A 20,211-nucleotide genomic window follows, 5' to 3' on the forward strand; every position below is an offset into this window, starting at 1 on the left:
TGGCATAACAAAAGTAGTTTTGTATAGTTATTTTTTATTGATTAGTACAACAGGAGGAAACATCACAAATGAACAAGTTATTCAAAGTTATTTGGAGCAAATCCAAGCAATGTTACATCGTAGTATCTGAAGTAGCAAAAAATACGACAGGTAAAAAGAAAATTGCTGTAGCTAGCGTGTTGGCAGCATTGATAGTGGGCGCACAAGTGGCAACGGTACAAGCAGCCATTCCAGAAGGGAATGCGTCAAATGGAGCGGCCCTGGCTATCGGTAACAATGTTAACGTCAGCAATGATAGTTCCACCGGTCTTGGTAAAGATATTGAAGTAACAAGACGGTTCGCGGTAGCTGTCGGATTTGGCGTTAAGGCCACTGCAGATAATGCTGTAGCAATTGGATCGGGTGCTCGATTTGGGACAATACAAGCCAATGGTAATGATAGTATTGCCATAGGAACTCGTGCAGAAGCAGGTATGCAAAGTTCTATCGCTATTGGTCGTTTGAGTCGTGCTGTTACAGGTGAAAAAGGCGTGGCCATCGGTAATGAAGCGGTGACAACGGCGCTGTCTGCCATTGCAATTGGTAATAAAGTGAATGCTACGAAGGATACTGCCATTAGTATTGGTAACGAATCCAACGCCACTGGAACAGCAGCAGCTGCCTATGGTAACAAAGCACAAGCAACAGCAGATAGCACAGTAGCAGTGGGTGATGGATCTAAAGCTACAGGCGCCAATGCTATAGCAGTAGGTAAATCCAGTGAAGCTTCACAAGATAGTGCATTGGCTGCTGGTAATGGTGCTAGTGCAACGGCGGCAGGCGCAATAGCAACAGGTAAAAGTGCGTCCGCTACTGGTGTACAATCCATCGCTATCGGTAGTTCCGGTGCTGATGCGAACGAAGCTCCAGCAGCGTCTGGCACACAATCTATCGCAATTGGTACAAAAACAGTAGCTAATAGTGGTAATGCTATTGCTATCGGTTCTGATGCAAAAGCAACAGGTGTTAGTGCAGTATCTATCGGTTTATCTACAGTAGCCAAAGAACAGGGTGCTACAGCTGTCGGTACAAATGTTAAAGTTGAAACTAACAAAGCGGTAGGTATCGGTTTCGATATTAACGTTCGTCAAGCAGGTGCTACAAATATTGGTTATAAATCTGATAATGATGCAAACCAAGCAGTAGCCATTGGTGCTCGAAATAGTGTGGCAGCGGATGCTCAATATGGTACAGCAGTAGGTTATTTCACACGAGTTACTGCTAAAAATGCTATTGCTATCGGTTCTAGTAACGACAATAACGGTAACAGCGATGCAGGTAAAGTATTAGCATCTGCTGAAAGTGCAGTAGCTATCGGTACATCTGCTCATGCAGAAGCAACTAGCGCAGTAGCAATTGGTACAAAAGCGAAAGCACAATTGGCTCACTCCGTAGCATTAGGTGAAGGTTCTACAACAACAGAGGCTGATGGCAATGCTACAACTGGTTACTTAACAAACGATGCTGTTAATAACACTGGTAATGGTATTATCTCCGTAGGTAATGGTGGCACTATCCTTCGTCGTATCACTAGCGTTGCTAGTGGTACAAATGATAACGATGCTGTGAACGTAAAACAATTGAAAGCATTACGTAACGCATCTCTAAGCACAATTTCAGTAGTAAATGGTGCTACATCTACAGACTTAGTGCCTAACACAACAGAAGGTGCTGCAGATGCTCATAAAGTAAAATTAGTTGCTGGCAAAAATATTACCTTAACGGCAAATGGAAATGCGGTAACAATCGCATCTAAGAGTGAAGTAAATTCCATTACCAGTGGTAATGATGATGCTATCTCTATCAATACAGGTGCAGATGGTAAAGTCAGTGTAACTCCTAACTTGGCGACTGATGTAAATGCAGCTGGCGATGCCAATAAATTGGTAACAGCTGGTAAAGTAAAAGAAGCATTAGCTGATAAAGTAGGCACAGCAAAATTAAATGAAGAATTAGCGAAAAAAGCGAATGCCGCAGATATCACTAATTTAACAAGTAATAAATTAGACAAAACTGCTGAATTACATGTGAAAAAAGGTACGTATGCTGTAGCTGATGATGGATCTGTAACATTGGACAAAGCAGATGGCACAGGCACTGTGAAAGCTGATGAAGCAGTAAAAATCACTGGTTTAGCAAGCAAAACTGCATTAGATAACTTAAAAACAGAAGTTGATAAAAAAGCAAGCAAAGCTGATTTAGATACGAAAATCGGTGAAGTTAATGCTGAATTAGCTACGAAAGTAAGTAATGATACTTTCAGAGACGAAATGGCTAAAAAGGCTGATTTAAAAGCCATAAGCGACTTGAAAGATGTATTGGCTGGTAAAGTAGATACTGCAGCACTTGATAAAATAGTAGCGGCCATGGGTAATAAAGTTGATGAAACTGAATTAAATGAACGTTTAAAAGCAGAAAAAGCTGAAAATGCAGCAGCTCTTAAAAAGGCTGTAGATGCTGCTAAAGCCACCTCTGATACGGGTGTGAGTGAGTTAAAAGCAGGCAAACTTGATAAAACGGCTGAATTACATGTTGTCAAAGGCGAATATGAAGTAGATACTGAAGGTAATGTAACTTTGAAAAAAGCTAATGGCGAAAATACTGAAGTCGCAGATGAGAATGTTGTGATCAAAGGTGTAGCGTCTAAAGCTAAATTAAAAGATGTAGCTGATAAAGTAACAGCAGCTGAAGGTGATATCACTACATTAAAAGAGGGCGTTAAAGAAAATAAAGACGGCTTAGCTGGGTTAACAACAAAAGTTGATGATGTTAAAGCAACTGCTGATAAAGCAAAAGACGATCTTGGTAAATTAACAACTAAAGTTAATACTCTTGACGGTAAAGTAGCTGAGCATGATACAAAACTTGAAGAAGTTGGAAATAAAATTGATGGTATCAAACAGGATATCGCTAATAACCTTGCAACTAATGACGCTGTAAATAAAAAATTAGATAATTTAAAAACTGAATTAGGTACTAACACAGTATTACATTTTGCAGGCGACAAAACGATCGATGACAAAGGTACAGCAGATGATACTGCGGATGATGACAATAGTGCATCTAAATTATCCTTGAACTTAAAAGATCAAACATTAAAAGTAAAAGGTACTACTGGCGAAATCGAAACAACAGCAAAAGGCGATACTATCACAGTTGGTTTATCTGATAAGGTGAAGGAAGATTTGGCTAAAATTGCTAAGCTTGGTGATACAACAGCTGATGGACGTGATGGTGCGAATGGTACAGCGAAAGATACTGGTTTAACTGGTCAAGATGGTTTGAATGGTAAAACATTAACAGACAAAGTGAATGCATTGCGTAATGGTGAAGCTGGTTCTGTCGTATACACTGATGCTGATGGTAAACGTTTAGTGAAAGCTAATGATGGTAAATATTACTTAGCTAAAGATGTAGATGAAGATGGTAACAAAGTGGGTTCAGCTAAAGCTGTAGAAGGCGATAACCTAAAAGCTAGTGTAGTGAATCCAGATGGTTCCACTAACCCAACTACATTATCCAACTTGAAAGATGGAAAAATTGCTGCTGGCTCCAAAGATGCTGTGACTGGTAACCAATTGCATGCAGCAAAAGATGAAGTTGCTAAATATCTTGGTGGTGGTGCAACTGTAGATGAAAATGGTAATGTAACAGAACCAACGTTTACAGTAAAAGATAAAGACAATAAAGACGTTCAGGCTCATACCGTAGGAGATGCTTTATCTACCATGAATGAACGCTTAAACAATGCTAGCTCTGCAGCAGCGGCTGATATTAAGCAGTTAAAAGATATGGATGGCTTAAGTGATAAAGGTAAAAATGCTATTAAAGATCTAGCAAAAGATGCTGTCGATGTTAAAGGTGATAAAAACATTACCGTTACTTCTACAATGGAAAATGGAGTTAAAACATTCCATGCAACATTGAGTGAAAGAATTACACTTGGTGGACATGATCCAAAAAATCCAGATGCTGATCATTCTGGAGATCCTGGTGTAGAAATTGATGGACACGAAGGTACAGTGACAGCTGGTAACGGCGTTAATGAAGTTAAAATGAATGGTGCTGATGGTACTATCACAGCTGGCAATGGTGAAAATGGAAACAAAGTTACTATCGACGGTAAAGATGGCAGTGTAACAGCTAAAAAAGGTGAGTTTGGTGCTCCATTAGATAAAGATGGAAAATTCGCTAATGAGAAGAGTCATACAACTATTGATGATAAAGGCTTGTCCACAGTATACAAAGATAAAGATGGTAAAGAATCCAAAGTAGAAATTGAAAAAGGTCGTCTAACAGCAGGTGCTCCGGTAAATGAAAAAGGAGAACCTAAAGAGGCAGGTACTGCTACAGCTATGGACAAAGACAATGGTTTCTCTGTAACATCTAAAGATAAAGACGGTAACGTATCTACAGTAGGTATCAACAACGGTCGTGTAAGTGCTGGTGATCCAGTAGATGAAAATGGTATTCCTAAAGCAGCAGGATCTGCTACATCTATGGATAAAGATGGCTTCTCCCTAGCAACTAAAGATAAAGACGGTAAAGTATCTAAAGTTGACATCAAAAATGGTGGTATCACAGCGGGTGCTCCAGTAGATGCAAACGGCATTCCTACAGAGAAAAATTCTACAGCAGTATCTATGGGTAAAGATGGCTTCTCTGTAATTTCCACAGACGAAACCGGTAAAGTGCTTACACCAATTACTATCAAAAATGGTAAAATCAGTGGTTTACAACCAGGTACTGCAGATACTGACGTAGCGACTGTTGGTCAAGTTAAAGAAGCGATTGGTAAAACAGCTGAAGTATTGGAAAAAACAGCTCAACGTGTTGACCAAGTTGGTGCACACTCCGCAGCATTAGCAGCATTGAACCCATTGAGCTACGATCCATTGAGAAAATCTCAAATCATGGCTGGCGTAGGTACATACAGTGGAAACCAAGCATTAGCATTAGGTCTTGCTCACTATGCAAATGAAAACTTAATGGTAACAGCTGGATTCACAATGGGATCTGGTAAGAGCATGGCAAATCTTGGAGCTACATATCGCTTCGGTAGTGGAGAACATGATGACCTTCCAGAACGTTACAAAGGTGGTCCAATCTCCTCCGTATATGTAATGCAAGATGAAGTGACAGCATTAAAAGCAGAAAACGCTGAAATGAAAGATCAAATTAAAATGCTTATGCAACGAATTGATATGTTAGCTAGTAAGTAACTAGAATCACAGGCAAATAGTGTGGCTCATAGATACTAGAATTTTCTAAACTAGCGTCTGGCATTTCAGTTTACGCACAAGCAAGGAAGAATACAAAAAATACCAAAAAGACACCTAGTCGAAAGACTGGGTGTCTTTTGTATGTACCATATACAGTCGATTGCTGAGATATATTAGAACAGCCCTTGAAATAATTTTATAGCTATTCATCTTATCTTCATGAAGATAGTGCATAACATTCACATCGAAAAATATGAATAAACGATACTGTATAAAATTAACAAAACGTGATATTTAAGTGAGTGAGGTTTAATTATAACTAAGTTGCATAAACTTTTGATAATTACCACATTGAAAAACATATATATAACAGGTATAATTTAAGTGTATAAAATACAGTAGGAGTTATATACTTGATTAGAAAGGGTACGAATACAGGTTTGATGATATTATCAAAATGTGTAACTTATGATAATAATAGGGGGGGGGTGAACACTTATTTCCTATATTTATTGTAAAAAATGCATAAAACAATCAAAATAAGTATTGATACTTTTCGATGTATTGGGTATAATATACTAAACAATATGTGTGATTGTGTAATAGGCCTATAACCTATATATAGTGAAACACATGAAAAAACATTAAGTATGTAAACAACTAGCTAACAATGTATATTAGCGGGCATAACAAAAGTAATTCCGTATAGTTATTTTTAGTGATTAGTACAACAGGAGGAAACATCACAAATGAACAAGTTATTCAAAGTAATTTGGAGCAAATCCAAGCAATGCTACATCGTAGTATCTGAAGTAGCAAAAAACACAACCGGCAAAAAGAAAATTGCTGTAGCTAGCGTATTGGCAGCATTGACAGTGGGTGCACAAGTAGCAACGATTCAAGCGGCAATTCCAGAAGGTACAAGAAACAGCGGTGGATCTTTAGCATTGGTAAATAGCGCTACAGCGACTGGTGCTGGTGCGGTGGCAATTGGTGACACAGCAACAGCAGGTGCTACTAATGCTCTTGCAGCGGGTTCTAACACTACGGCTGCTAGTGGTGGATCGTTAGCCCTTGGTAATAATTCTAAAGCTACTGGTGTAGATGCAGTAGCCGTAGGTTCTGGCGCGTATGCAAAAGAACATGGTTCTGTTGCACTTGGTAACAATGTTAGAGTAGAAACAAATAAAGCAGTCGGTGTAGGTTACGATATTAGCGTACAAAGAGCAGGTGCTACGAACATTGGTTATATTTCTGCCGTTGAGGCGAACCAAGCTACTAGTATCGGTGCACGAAATAATATTGGAGCTGATGCACAATATGGTAGTGCGTTAGGTTATTTCGTAAAAGTAACTGGTAAAAATGCCGTAGCTATCGGTTCCAGTAATGATAACAGAGGTAACAGTGATTCAGGAAGAACATTAGCGTCTGGAGTAAGTGCGGTAGCCATCGGTACATCTACTCATGCGGAAGGAACACACTCTCTTGGTATGGGTACTTTTGCAGCAGCAACAGCTGAAAACTCAATCTCCTTTGGTACAAGTTCATCCGCTAGTGGTGTGCAATCCATTGCTATCGGTAGTGCTATGAGAGGCGCAGATGCTCCTAATGCATCTGGCACACAATCCATTGCGATCGGTACAAAAACATCTGCTAACTCTGGCAATGCTCTTGCTATGGGTTCCACAGCAACAGCATCTGGTGTAGCTGCTACGGCTATCGGTAATGATGTATTAGCAAAAGAAGAAGGCGCTACAGCTATTGGTGATCAAGTTAAAGTAGAAACAAATAAAGCAGTAGGTATTGGTTATCAAATTAACGTTAAAAAAGCTGGCTCTACTAATGTTGGTTATACATCTGACGTTTTTGCAAATCAAGCGCTTAGCGTGGGTGCTCGAAACACAGTAGAAGAAAATGCACAATACGGTACTGCACTTGGTTATTTCGTAAAAGTAACTGGTAAAAACGGTGTAGCTATCGGTTCCAGTAACGATAACAACGGAAACAGCGATGAAGGTAGAACATTATCTTCCGCAGATAGTGCAGTAGCAATCGGTACATCTGCTCATGCAGAAGCAACTAGCTCCGTAGCAATTGGTACAAAAGCGAAAGCACAATTGGCTCACTCCGTAGCATTAGGTGAAGGTTCCACAACAACAGACGCTGATGGCAATGCTACGACTGGTTACTTAACAAAAGATGCTGTGAATAATTCTGGTAATGGTATCATCTCCGTAGGTAATGGTAGCAACATTGTTCGTCGTATCACTAGCGTTGCCAGCGGTACAAATGATAACGATGCAGTGAACGTAAAACAATTGAAAGCATTACGTAATGCATCTCTAAGCACAGTAACAGTAGTAAACGGTGCTACATCTACAGACTTAGTGCCTAATACAACAGAAGGTGCTGCAGACGCTAATAAAGTAAAACTAGTAGCAGGTAAAAACATCACGTTAACAGCAAATGGTAACTCTGTAACAATCGATGCCAAAGGTGGAGCAGGTTCCATTACAAGTGCCAATAGTGATGCTATCTCTGTCGATACAAGTGCAGATGGTAAAGTAACAGTTACTCCTAACTTGGCATCCAGCGTGAATGCAACTGGCGATGCCAATAAATTGGTAACAGCTGGTAAAGTAAAAGAAGCCTTAGCTGACAAAGTAAGCAACGACAAATTAAATACAGAATTAGCGAAAAAAGCAAATGCTGCTGATGTAACTAATTTGACAAACAATAAATTAGATAAAACTGCTGAATTACACGTAAAAAAAGGTACATATGCTGTAGCTACTGATGGATCTGTAACATTGGACAAAGCAGATGGTACAGGTACTGTGAAAGCTGATGAAGCAGTAAAAATTACTGGTTTAGCAAGCAAAGCAAAACTAGATGAATTGAAAACTGCTGTTGACGGTAAAGCTGATAAATCTTATGTAGACACTGAGCTTGGCAAAAAAGCTAGCAAAGATGATTTGACCGCAGCGTTGGCTGATAAAGTAAGCACAGCAAAATTAAATGAAGAATTAGGCAAAAAAGCAAATGCTTCTGATATTACTAACTTAACAGCTGATAAAGTAAGCAAAGCAGACGAATTGCATGTGAAAAAAGGCACATACGATGTATCTGATGCTGGTACTGTAACTTTGAAAAAAGTAAATGGTACTGGTGCTGAAGCAGCAACAGAAGATGTTATCATCCAAGGTCTTGCAAAAAAAGCTGATATTACTGCGATTAACACAGAATTAGCTAAAAAAGTAAGCAAAGACGATTTCGCAGCCGAGAAAGACCGTGTGAATACTGAGCTTGGTAAAAAATTAGATACGGCTACATTTGAAGCAGAAAAAGCAACATTGGCAACGCGTGATGACATCAATTCATTGAAAGATGTAATCGCTAATAAACTTGATAAAGATACTGCTGATAAATTTATCAACGGTATGAGTAACAAAGTATCCACTGAAGATTTAAATAAAAAATTAGCAGCTGCAGATAAAGCTAATGACGATAAATTAACGGCAGCTAAAGAAGAATTAAACAATGCGATCACAAATGCAACAGCTGATAAAGTAAGCAAAGCAGACGAATTGCATGTAGCTCCAGATACTTACGAAGTAGATCAAACAGCTGGTACTGTTACATTACGCCAAGAAAATGGCTTGAATGAACCAAAAGCTGATAAAAACTTCACAATTTCTGGTATTGCAACTAAAAAAGATGTGACTGATTTAACAACTCAAATCAATGCAAAAGCAGATGCAGCAGATGTAAATGCAAAATTGGCTGAAAAAGCAGATAAATCCTATGTAGATACTGAGCTTGGTAAAAAAGCAGATAAAGATGCATTAGATACGTTAACTGAAAAAGTAAATGGCAAAGCTGATGCAGCCGCTCTTACTACAATGGGCGAGAACAAATTGGATAAAACTGCTGAGTTACACGTTGTCAAAGGCGAATATGAAGTAGATGGCGATGGCAATGTAACGTTGAAAAAAGCAAATGGTGAAAACGCTGAAGTAGCAGATGAAAATGTTGTGATTAAAGGTGTGGCATCCAAAGCTAAATTAAAAGAAGTAGCTGATAAAGTCACTGAAGCTGAAGGTAAAATCACTGGCTTAGAAGGAACTGTAGCAGACCACACTGAAAAATTAGGTAAACTTGATGAAAAGTTAACTGATGTAAAAGCTCTTGCAGACGACAATAAAGGCAAAGTTGATGGCTTGAAAACTCGAGTTGACGGTATTGATGGTACATTAGCTGATCATACAGCTAAACTTGCAGAGACTGATAATAAAATTGACGGCATCAAACAAGATATTGCCAATAACCTTGCATCTAATGCAGCTGTAGATAAAAAATTAGATGATTTAAAAACTGAGTTAGGTACTAACACAGTATTACATTTTGCTGGCGATAAAACTATCAATGATGGCGGTACAGCAGATGATACTGCGGATGATGACAATAGTGCAACTAAATTGTCCTTGAACTTAAAAGATCAAACATTAAAAGTAAAAGGTACTACTAACGAAATCGAAACAACAGCAAAAGGTGATACAATCACTGTAGGTTTATCTAAAGCTGTTAAAGATGATTTGGCTAAATTGGCGGGTCTTGGCGATACAACATCTGAAGGTCGTGATGGTAAAGCAGCAGCAGGTGTGGCAGCTGATGCTCCAACTGCAACAGCAGCTGATAAAGGTATCACTGGTCAAGATGGCTTGAACGGCAAAACATTAACTGAAAAAGTAAATGCATTGCGTAATGGCGAAGCTGGTCCTCTAGTGTACACAAATGCTGAAGGTAAACGTCTAGTGAAAGCTAATGATGGCGAGTACTACTTGGCAGATGAAGTTGATAAAGATGGTAATAAAAAAGGTGCAGCTACACCAGTAACTGGTGATGATATCCGCGCAAGTGTAATGAATCCAAATGGCAAAGATGAGCCAACTACATTATCCAACTTAAAAGATGGAAAAATTAAAGCTGATTCCAAAGATGCTGTGACTGGTAACCAATTGCACAAAGCGGCTAATGGATTAGCAGAAGCTCTTGGCGGTGGCGCTGCTGTTGGTGAAGATGGAACTATCACAGCTCCTACATACAACTTGACAGATAAAGATGGTCAACCTGTTGCTAAAAATAATGTAGGCGATGCGTTAACTCTTCTCAATGATCGCTTAGACCATACTGCAGCTGGAGCAGCGGCGGATATTGAAAAATTGAAAAACCTAGAAGGTCTTACCGTTGAAGGGGAAAAGAAACTTAAAAAATTAGCAGGTGATGCTGTTGATGTTAAAGGTGACAAAAATATTACTATTTCTTCTACAATGGAAGATGGAGTTAAAACATTCCATGCTACATTGAGTGAAAAAGTTACACTTGGTAAACACGATGCAAATGATCCTAATGGAAATCATTCCGGAGATCCTGGTGTAGAACTTGATGGACACGAAGGAACTATCGTAGCTGGTGATCCAGACGGCAATACAGCTGTTAAAATCAATGGTGCTAATGGAACTATCACAGCTGGCAATGGTGAAGATGGAAATAAAGTTACTATCGATGGTACAAAAGGCAGCGTAACAGCTAAAACTGTAACAGCAAAAGATGGTGAGTTCGGTGCTCCAATAGCTGAAAATGGTGCTCCAGCTGAAGATGGTAAAAATAACACAAAAATTACTGAAGATGGTATTTCTGTAGTAGGTAAAGGTAAAGATGGTAAACCAGCTACAGTAGGTATCAAAGACGGTCGTGTAACAGCTGGTGATCCAGTAGATAAAGACGGCATTCCTACAAAAGAAGGCTCTGCTACATCTATGGATAAAGATGGCTTCTCCGTAGCAACTAAAGGTAAAGACGGTAAAGACTCTAAAGTGGACATCAAAAATGGTGGTATCACAGCAGGTGCTCCAGTAGATGCAGAGGGTAATCCTACAAAAGAAGGTACTGCTACATCTATGGACAGAGATAAAGGTTTCTCCGTAACATCTAAAGATAAAGACGGTAACGTATCTACAGTAGGAATCAACAACGGTCGAGTAAGCGCTGGTGATCCAGTAGGTCAAGATGGCATTCCAACAAACGCAGGATCTGCTACATCTATGGATAAAGATGGCTTCTCCGTGGCAACCAAAGATAAAGACGGTAAAGTATCTAAAGTAGACATCAAAAATGGTGGTATCACAGCTGGTGTTCCATTAGATAAAGATGGTAACCCTGCAGATAATGGTACTTCATCAGTAGCTATGGGTAAAGATGGATTCTCCGTAACATCTAAAGATAAAGACGGTAATGTATCCACTATTACTATCAAAGACGGTAAAATCAGTGGTTTACAACCAGGTACTGCAGACACTGACGTAGCAACTGTTGGTCAAGTGAAATCCGCTATCGGTAAAACTGCTGAATTAGTGGAAAAAACTTCTCAACGTCTTGACCAAGTAGGTGCACACTCTGCAGCATTGGCAGCAATGAACCCATTAAGCTACGATCCATTGAGAAAATCTCAAATCATGGCTGGTATCGGTTCCTATGCTGGTAACCAAGCATTAGCATTAGGTATTGCACACTATGCAAATGAAAACTTCATGGTTAATGCAGGATTTACAATGGGATCTGGTAAGAGCATGGCAAATCTTGGCGCAACATATCGCTTCGGCAGTGGAGACCATGATGACCTTCCAGAACGTTACAAAGGTGGTCCAATCTCCTCCGTATATGTAATGCAAGATGAAATTGCAGAATTGAAAGCAGAAAATGCTAGAAAAGATGCAGAAAATGCAGAAATGAAAGCACAAATTAAAATGCTTATGCAACGCATGGGTATGGCATAAAAACTAAATAACAATAGTTAAAAGTTAACTATGCATACCAAAAAGTGGGTACCAACGTCGAAAGACGTGGTACCCACTTTGCGTATCTTCATGAAGAAAAAATAGAAAATATCACCTAAAAGTGTTAGAATAGAGTCAAATTATATTCTGTATTAATTATAATGTATGAAATATTATTGGATTTAGGAGGCTATGATGAATACAGAGGATACAAAAAAAATTGAAGTTATTACTAGTGAGAATAATAAAGAATTAGAGAAAAAACTTAAAGAACTTTCAGAAGAGTTGATTATAGAAAACTATGAATTATATAAAGAATTAGAGAACTGCTAATGCATGCAATTATTCATCTATTATTACAAGATATACTGAACTTTCATTCTGACTTGGAAAGGCAGTTTGTCTTATTGCCTGGAATACGGAATATTGGATTACTAGAGTCAGCTTTCTCTACAGCATTTCAATCTTTTGGAGGATGTGATTTATATCCTACGGTATATGAAAAAGCAGCACAATTATGTAGAGGAATAGCAAAGAACCATCCATTTATTGATGGAAATAAGAGAACCGCTTTACATTGTATGTTTATATATTTAAAAGCTAATGGATATATAATTAATGCTACTCTAGAAGAAAAGAAATTTTTAATTATTGATATAGCATCTGGTGAGAAGTCTTATGAAGACGTTGTTAATTGGCTTCGTATATATGCAGAGAAAATATGAACAATAACGTGTTTCTATCTAAGGAAGAAATATCATAACGAAAAATAGAAAATATCCCTCAAAAGTGCTAGAATGAAAACAAATGATATTCTGTATAAATAATATATTGGAAAGGAGTTTCTATGGCAATCGAGATTGGACAAGTGGGTATGGCTACGGTGGTAGTGGAAGCTAATAATACAGCGGAGTACATGGGTAGTGGTACCTTACCTGTGTTTGCAACACCTGCGATGGTGGCATTGATGGAGAAAGCAGGCTATACTGGGATTCAAGGTGATTTAGGAGACGGTGAAGGATCCGTGGGGATTCGCATGGAAACAAGCCATGAAGCAGCTAGTCCATTAGGTGCAACTATAACTGCAATGGCAACAGTAGTAGCTGTTGACGGTAGAAAAGTAACCTTTGAGGTAGTGGCTAAAGAAGGTGAAAAAGTTATCGGTCGTGGTACACATGAACGTTTTATTATTAATAATGAGAAATTCATGGCCAAAATCGTCACTGGCTAGTCTATGAAGTCTGTGGCGTTCTAGCTTAATAAGTGTAAGGAAAGAGCACGATACATTCCTTCGCAAACTGATCCTACGGTAGGTTTGCTACGGAACATATCGTGCTCTTTTAGTGCTTTCCTGTATACTTAAAAGAATGCCACAGACATTCTACGTCTAACGGCGTTCCTTAAAGATTAAATTTGTATTTTGACATTAGTAGTTCAAATCATTGATTTATGTAAATAGTCAATGAAAACGCCTAACGAATGAGGTTTTGCACACCTCAATACGTTAGGCTATTTCAATTCTAGTACCTTGAGATGAGCCTAACGCCTCGACACGTTATTGGCTCTCTTTTGTTATGTCTAGTATACCGTACTTTCAACGGTATGCCAAATTATTTACTAGTGATACGACGCAAAATCGGGATTAATAGCAAGGCTACTAAGATGCCGATGCCGCTGGTTAGGAAGGATGCTGGTAGTCTTGTCACGGCAGCCATATAGCTCTCTAATACGACCCACCATGCCACGAAGTAACCTGCTGCTGTCCAGATGGCACCGACTAACATGGCTAATAGGATACGAGGGGTAGATACGGAACGAGCCGGAACGGTAGGTCTCCAACCTACTGTTAATACACCTACGATCACACCGGCTAGTCCTTTGATTACGATAGAGAATAAGGTGTATTGGGAGTGCCCCATGATGAGGTCAAAAATGCCAGATCCGATGGCTCCAGCGAGTCCTGCATAGAATCCACCAAAGACAGATGCCATAGAGAATAGTGCTGCGGTTCCTAAGTGTACCATAGCGCCGGTTGGCAATGGAACTTTTATAGTCGTAAATACAATGCATAGGGCGGATAATAATCCAATGTAGATAATATCTTTTGTTGTGGATTTGGAGTGAGGATTGTGTGTTGGATACTGTATATTTTGAGGAGCTGTAGGTTTGTTACTTTGAGCAGCTTCTTTTTTTGTTTTGTAAGTATTCATAAAATCTCCTTATTGTGGATCTGGAATAGAAATTAAACGATCTAATAGCAACTCAAGGGCTAAGCCATCACGTAAGGAACCGATTTCCTCGTGAGTGAACTTCACTGCCTCTGTGGTAAATTGGCCTGCAATGCGAGATGCTTCTTCCGGTGTGTAGCCACGTAATACGAGGGCTGTTAAGATAGCTGTGAAAGTATCTCCTGTTCCATGGGCTTTCACCTGTACTAATGGATTGGATACCCATGTGATGGTGTCTGTGCTGCCACGATAAACGGCAATGAGTGCAGAATCTTCAGATGGTAAGCTAGATAGGACTACATACTCAGGCCCTTGTGCATGCAAACGACGACACATATCATAGATCACGGCTTCTGATTGAGGCGTTGGATCATAAGGAATGTCTAAGAGGAAGCAAGCTTCTGTATAGTTAGGTTTAATCATATATGCTTTGGTGATGAGCTTGCGCATTTCTTTCACCATTTCGTCGTTATAGATAGAATAGAGTTTGCCATCATCTGCCATCGCAGGGTCTACTACGACTAGTTTGCCCTTGCCGAATCGTTCGATGGCATCTTCTACGAGGTGAATTTGCTCTGGCGATGCAAGGAATCCGCTTTGAATGGCATCGAAGGTGATGTCATTTTTGTTCCAACAGTTGTAGAAACTTTCAAGATGATCAGTAATGTCCACCAATTCAAAGTTAGGATATTCTAAATGATTGCAAAGTACCGCTGTTGGTAAAGGAATCGGTTGGCACCGCAAAGCGCTCACCAAAGGAATAAATACGGTTAAGGAACAGCGGCCCACAGAACTCATATCTTGAATGGATAAAATAGTTGGTACATGCTTCATAGTAAGGTCTCCTTTTCGATAGAGAATATTAAATTGCACATGTAAAGTGACTAGTTGATAACTAGGATTACAATCAGTATAACCTGTTTTGTGTCATGCGTAAATGCACAGAAAAGATAAAAATGATAGGACAGAAACTTAAAAACTAGAAATTATTTCCATGTTAACGTATAATAAAAAGATACATAACGATAGTTTGGAGAATGAATATGAGTGTTTTAACAGTAACTAATGTAACCCATGGATTTGGGGCAAGACAAATATTAGATGATGCATCCTTTCGTTTGTTGAAGGGTGAGCACGTAGGGCTAATCGGCGCTAACGGTGAAGGTAAGTCAACGTTTTTAAATATTATTACAGGACACTTGATGCCCGATGAAGGGAAAGTGGAATGGTCCAACCAAGTGACGGTAGGATATTTAGATCAGCATAGCGTCCTAGAAAAAGGAATGACCATTCGAGATGTATTGCGAGGAGCCTTTGATTCTCTGTATGGCATTGAACAACAATTGCAAGATGCCTATTTAGAAATGGGCGATTGTTCGGATGATAGAATGAATGAGCTCATGGAGCTTACCGGTGAATGGCAAGAGATGTTAGAGCAACGTGGTTTCTATGAAATCGATGCTACCATAGAGCGAACTGCCCAAGGCTTAGGGCTGATGGATATTGGTCTTGATCGTGATGTGATGGATTTGAGCGGCGGTCAACGGACGAAGGTATTGCTCACAAAGTTGTTATTAGAGCAACCTACTATTTTGTTGTTGGATGAACCGACGAACTATTTGGACGTAGATCATATTAAATGGTTACAAAATTATTTACAAAACTATGAAAATGCCTTTATCTTAATCTCTCATGATGTGGAGTTCTTAAACTCTGTTGTCAATGTAATTTATCATATCGAGCAAGCACAGCTTACAAGATACACTGGCGATTATTACCAATTCTTAGCGGCTTATGAAGTGAAAAAGCAACAAGCTTTACGCGCTTACGAGCGTCAACAACAAGAAGTAGCAGATATGAAGGATTTCATTCAACGCAACAAAGCTCGTGTAGCTACTCGTGGTATGGCGAATTCTAGAGCGAAGCGCCTAGAAAAAATGGAAATCTTAGAGAAACCACAAGAAAAGATAAAACCATCCTTTGGATTTAAAGAAGGGCGCACTCCGAGTCGTTTTATCGTGGATGCGAAGGACCTTGTGTTGGGATATGATGAACCGTTGACAAGACCTGTAGAAGTGGTCATCGAACGAGGTAAGAAAATCGCCATCCAAGGTGTGAATGGTTTAGGAAAAACGACTTTATTAAAAACTTTATTGGGCATGATTCCTGCTCTATCAGGACAGATAGAAAAAGGAGAATTTTTACAAATTGGTTACTTTGCCCAAGAAGATAGCCGAGATAATTCGAAAACAGCCTTGGATTATATTTGGGATGCCTACCCATCCTTAACGAATTCAGAGGTGCGTGCAGCCCTTGCTCGTTGTGGACTTACCAATGAGCATATTACGAGTCAAATGCGTGTGCTATCTGGTGGTGAAAATGCAAAAGTTCGTCTATGTAAATTGATGCAAGAGTCTTATAATGTACTTGTCTTGGACGAACCGACAAATCATCTAGATGTAGACGCGAAGGCAGAATTGGCGCGGGCATTACAGGCTTTCAGAGGTACGATTGTTCTCGTTTGCCATGAACCAGAATTTTATGAATCTTGGGTGACCGATATTTGGACCATCGAAGATTGGACAACAAAGATTATTTAGGAGATGACTATGAAAGAACAAGCCGTAGCCGGTGTGCGACAGCTATTAGAGGGGCTTGATATCGATCTTGATACACAAGGAATGACGGATACGCCTAACCGCGTAGCTACCTTATTTGAAGGCTTGTTTTCTGGACGTCACAAAACCGGAAAAGAGGCCTTAGGCGGTGTATATCCCACGGAGCATACAGGCCTTGTATCGGTGAATCATATACCCTTTTATTCGATTTGCGAACATCATTTGATGCCGTTCTATGGAAAAGTGCACATTGTGTATCAACCACGGGATGGTAAAGTGTTTGGCTTAGGCCGTTTGAAAGCCTTAGTGGATGTATTTGCTAAGCGGCCGCAATTACAGGAACGATTGACCCATGATATTGCTACATCTTTAGTAGAAGATGGAGATGCGTTGGGAGCGATGGTGATGGTGGAAGCCACACATTTATGCATGCTTATGAAAGGTGAAGTAGCACAAGAAACGGTAGCGAAAACAATCGTCGCCACCGGTATATTAGAACCCGTGGGAACCGTACGGGAAGAAGCGTTGGTGTTATTAGGAGGTAACGATCATGTTTAAGTACCGCAAGTACAATTGGCAAGATGGCAAACAATTAGAGCTAAAAGATCGCACATTGATTATGGGTATCTTGAATGGTACTCCTGATTCCTTTTCCGATGGTGGTCGTTATAACACTTCTGAAACAGCTGTAGCGCATGCAAAAGAAATGATACAGCAAGGCGCAGATATCCTCGACGTAGGGGTAGAATCGACACGCCCAGGGCATACACAAATTTCTGTAGCAGAAGAAATTCAGCGCATGCAAGACATTTTATTGCCTGTCTTGGAGGTAGCAACAGTACCTGTTTCTGTAGATACGTATCGTGCAGAAACAGCTGATTTTGCCTTGTCTCATGGGGCTCATATCTTAAACGATATTTGGGGCTTAAAATATGATAAAGATATGGCGGCAGTAGCGGCAAAATACGATGTGCCAGTGATTATTATGCACAATCAAAACACCACAAATTATGATGATATCATCGACGATATGAAAGCATTCTTTTTCTCATCTGTGGACTTAGCCTTGAAAGAAGGCGTAAAACCACAAAATATATGGCTTGACCCAGGCATTGGCTTTGGTAAAGACTATGCCCAAAATGTGGAAGTGATCCAACGGTTGGGTGAGATTACTGTTTATGAATATCCTGTGTTATTAGCGCCTAGTCGTAAGCGTTTTATCGGTACGATTTTAAATGACCTGCCAGCACAAGAGCGGGATGAAGGAACGGTAGCGACTTGTATTACGGGCATGATTCAAGGTGTTGACATGGTGCGTGTACACAATGTAGAAATGCATAAACGAGCTATCACGGTGGCAGATGTGCTATTACGAGGTGAGTGATGGACAGAATTAATTTGTGCAATATGGCGTTCTATGGTTACCATGGTAATCTAGCCAGTGAAAATGAGTTAGGACAACGTTTCTTCGTAGATATTTCCATGGCCTTAGATCTTTCCAAAGCGGGTCAATCTGATAACTTAGAAGATTCTATTAATTATGCTGAGATTTATGAGCGTACAAAACAGATTGTGGAAGGTAAGCCCCACCGTTTGATTGAGCGAGTAGGGACATTAATTGCGGAAGCCATTTGGGGACACTATGAAGGGCTCATAGGTCTGTCTGTGACAGTGCGTAAACCAGAGGCACCGATTCCTGGTCTTTTTGACCATGTAGAAGTTGTCATTACACGAGGACACATATAATGTATACCTATTATATTGGCATTGGTTCTAATCTAGGCGATCGCGAAAATTATTTGTCATTTGCTATTTCAGAATTGACAAATACAGAAGGGGTTCACAGTGTGGTTCATTCTAGCTGGATAGAAACACCACCTTGGGGACCAGTAGAACAAGGTCCATTTTTAAATGGTATTGTGAAAGTAGTCTCTAGTATTGAACCAGCAGATATGTTAGATACTATATTGCATATTGAGCGATTAGCAGGAAGACAGCGAGAGATTCATTGGGGACCAAGAACATTAGATTTAGATATCGTTTGGATAGAAGATACACAAGGATATATGGTTCGAGTGAATGAACTTAGGTTAGTAGTACCTCATCCGTATTTTTGGGAACGCTTATTTGTGTTAGAACCTTTGCAAGAGGTATATCCAGACTTCTTGTATCAGGGGGTTCCGATTCGTGTACGATTAGAGGAATTACGAAGTGTAGAGTCCTAACTAGAACTACTATCCCTAAGGGGGATAGCTTTCAAACGTTGTATAACTAACATTTCCTGACCATAGGAAATGCATACATAGATAAGGAGCAGAATAGATGGGTTCTTTTTTTAGAAGAGGATGGGTAAAGTTCATCCTTCTCATGTTTATATTTACAGTGGTCACATCGCCAGTAGTGGTTCTCTTTGGGCCCTTTGATAATATTAAACGCACAGTGGTAGGAGCCATATTGCGGTCTCGTCATCCACAATATATTACGTGGTTGTTTAGTCCAGAGGAAATACAAAATATCGTAGGTACCGTAGGGACTGGTGAAAGTCAGGAGTTGTTTAGCTTCGATGTGAAGGATGATACTTCCTTGAATCTACGTAAAATTGAGTCTACACGATACACAGGATTTTTATTAGAAATCCCAGATCCTAGACGTATTCAAGTGGCTACGGCTCCGCATTTAAATGAAAAAGGAGAAACCACTAGTAATATTGCTCGCTTGAATGGAGCTGTGGCAGCCATTAATGGCGGTGGATTCCATGATCCGAATGGGACTGGTACAGGTCGTTCTCCTTATGGTTTTATTTTGCATGATGGAGAATACGTGATTGGTAAAGATGTAGGACCTGATGAAGAAGTTGATTTTATCGGTTTTACAAAGTCTGGTAACTTGATTGCAGGAACGTATAATAAGCGGGAATTAAAAGAAATGGGAGCCAAAGAAGGCCTTACATTTGGGCCTCCATTGATTGTGAACGGCAAAAAGATGATCACTGATGGAGACGGTGGCTGGGGTATTGGACCTCGTACTGCCATTGCGCAAAAGAAAGATGGTACCGTATTATTTTTAGTTATCGATGGACGTCAAGCTTACTCTGCAGGGGCCACATTACGTGATGTGCAGGATATCTTGTACCAAGAAGGCGCTGTGATTGCGGCCAATTTAGATGGTGGTTCCAGTACCACATTGTATTACAATGGAAAAACTGTGAATAAACCAGCAGATTTATTAGGTGAACGGATGATTCCTACTGTATTTATCGTAAAATAGG

General features: G+C 39.8%; 13 protein-coding genes. 11 read left to right on the forward strand and 2 right to left on the reverse strand.

Annotated features, from left to right (window positions below):
• Positions 1 to 68 precede the first annotated feature (68 nt).
• The 5 genes from EO122_RS03335 to EO122_RS03350 all read left to right on the forward strand — a co-directional run bounded on the left by EO122_RS03335 (position 69) and on the right by EO122_RS03350 (position 13,328).
• Positions 69 to 5,261 carry a YadA-like family protein gene (locus EO122_RS03335; RefSeq protein WP_127009363.1) on the forward strand — a complete coding sequence of 1,731 codons (5,193 nt, stop codon included), beginning with the start codon at positions 69 to 71 and terminating at the stop codon, positions 5,259 to 5,261.
• A 749-nt stretch (positions 5,262 to 6,010) separates the two neighbouring features.
• The gene (locus EO122_RS03340; RefSeq protein ID WP_127009364.1) at positions 6,011 to 12,097 is read left to right on the forward strand and encodes a YadA-like family protein; all 6,087 of its coding nucleotides are present in this window, start codon (positions 6,011 to 6,013) and stop codon (positions 12,095 to 12,097) included.
• Positions 12,098 to 12,289: 192 nt separating this feature from the next.
• Positions 12,290 to 12,430 carry a hypothetical protein gene (locus EO122_RS08215; protein WP_164725943.1) on the forward strand — a complete coding sequence of 47 codons (141 nt, stop codon included), beginning with the start codon at positions 12,290 to 12,292 and terminating at the stop codon, positions 12,428 to 12,430.
• The gene (locus EO122_RS03345) at positions 12,430 to 12,822 is read left to right on the forward strand and encodes a type II toxin-antitoxin system death-on-curing family toxin (RefSeq protein WP_127009365.1); all 393 of its coding nucleotides are present in this window, start codon (positions 12,430 to 12,432) and stop codon (positions 12,820 to 12,822) included. Before EO122_RS08215 ends, EO122_RS03345 begins: the two co-directional genes overlap by 1 nt.
• 122 nt (positions 12,823 to 12,944) lie before the next feature.
• Positions 12,945 to 13,328, forward strand: coding sequence for a thioesterase family protein (locus EO122_RS03350; RefSeq protein ID WP_127009366.1), 384 nt, complete (start codon positions 12,945 to 12,947; stop codon positions 13,326 to 13,328).
• A gap of 379 nt (positions 13,329 to 13,707) precedes the next feature.
• Here the strand turns inward: EO122_RS03350 and EO122_RS03355 are convergent, their stop codons facing one another.
• Positions 13,708 to 14,307 carry an ECF transporter S component gene (locus EO122_RS03355; protein WP_127009367.1) on the reverse strand — a complete coding sequence of 200 codons (600 nt, stop codon included), beginning with the start codon at positions 14,305 to 14,307 and terminating at the stop codon, positions 13,708 to 13,710.
• 9 nt (positions 14,308 to 14,316) lie between these two features.
• On the reverse strand, positions 14,317 to 15,159 hold the full coding sequence (locus tag EO122_RS03360; protein ID WP_127009368.1) for a pyridoxamine kinase: 843 nt from the start codon (positions 15,157 to 15,159) through the stop codon (positions 14,317 to 14,319).
• A gap of 209 nt (positions 15,160 to 15,368) precedes the next feature.
• Between EO122_RS03360 and EO122_RS03365 the strand changes: the two genes are divergently transcribed.
• The 6 genes from EO122_RS03365 to EO122_RS03390 all read left to right on the forward strand — a co-directional run bounded on the left by EO122_RS03365 (position 15,369) and on the right by EO122_RS03390 (position 20,210).
• Positions 15,369 to 16,925: an ABC-F family ATP-binding cassette domain-containing protein gene (locus EO122_RS03365; RefSeq protein WP_127009369.1), complete on the forward strand. Its 1,557-nt coding sequence runs from the start codon at positions 15,369 to 15,371 to the stop codon at positions 16,923 to 16,925.
• Between the two features lie 9 nt (positions 16,926 to 16,934).
• The gene (folE, locus tag EO122_RS03370) at positions 16,935 to 17,501 is read left to right on the forward strand and encodes a GTP cyclohydrolase I (protein ID WP_127009370.1); all 567 of its coding nucleotides are present in this window, start codon (positions 16,935 to 16,937) and stop codon (positions 17,499 to 17,501) included.
• On the forward strand, positions 17,494 to 18,327 hold the full coding sequence (gene folP, locus EO122_RS03375; RefSeq protein WP_127009371.1) for a dihydropteroate synthase: 834 nt from the start codon (positions 17,494 to 17,496) through the stop codon (positions 18,325 to 18,327). Before folE ends, folP begins: the two co-directional genes overlap by 8 nt.
• Complete coding sequence (folB, locus tag EO122_RS03380; RefSeq protein WP_127009372.1) at positions 18,327 to 18,689, forward strand: dihydroneopterin aldolase; 363 nt, start codon at positions 18,327 to 18,329, stop codon at positions 18,687 to 18,689. Before folP ends, folB begins: the two co-directional genes overlap by 1 nt.
• Positions 18,689 to 19,168: a 2-amino-4-hydroxy-6-hydroxymethyldihydropteridine diphosphokinase gene (folK, locus tag EO122_RS03385; protein WP_127009373.1), complete on the forward strand. Its 480-nt coding sequence runs from the start codon at positions 18,689 to 18,691 to the stop codon at positions 19,166 to 19,168. Before folB ends, folK begins: the two co-directional genes overlap by 1 nt.
• A gap of 97 nt (positions 19,169 to 19,265) precedes the next feature.
• Positions 19,266 to 20,210 carry a phosphodiester glycosidase family protein gene (locus tag EO122_RS03390; RefSeq protein WP_127009374.1) on the forward strand — a complete coding sequence of 315 codons (945 nt, stop codon included), beginning with the start codon at positions 19,266 to 19,268 and terminating at the stop codon, positions 20,208 to 20,210.
• Position 20,211 lies beyond the last annotated feature (1 nt).

This window comes from Veillonella sp. CHU110 (assembly GCF_003992255.1).
Lineage (GTDB): Bacteria > Bacillota > Negativicutes > Veillonellales > Veillonellaceae > F0422.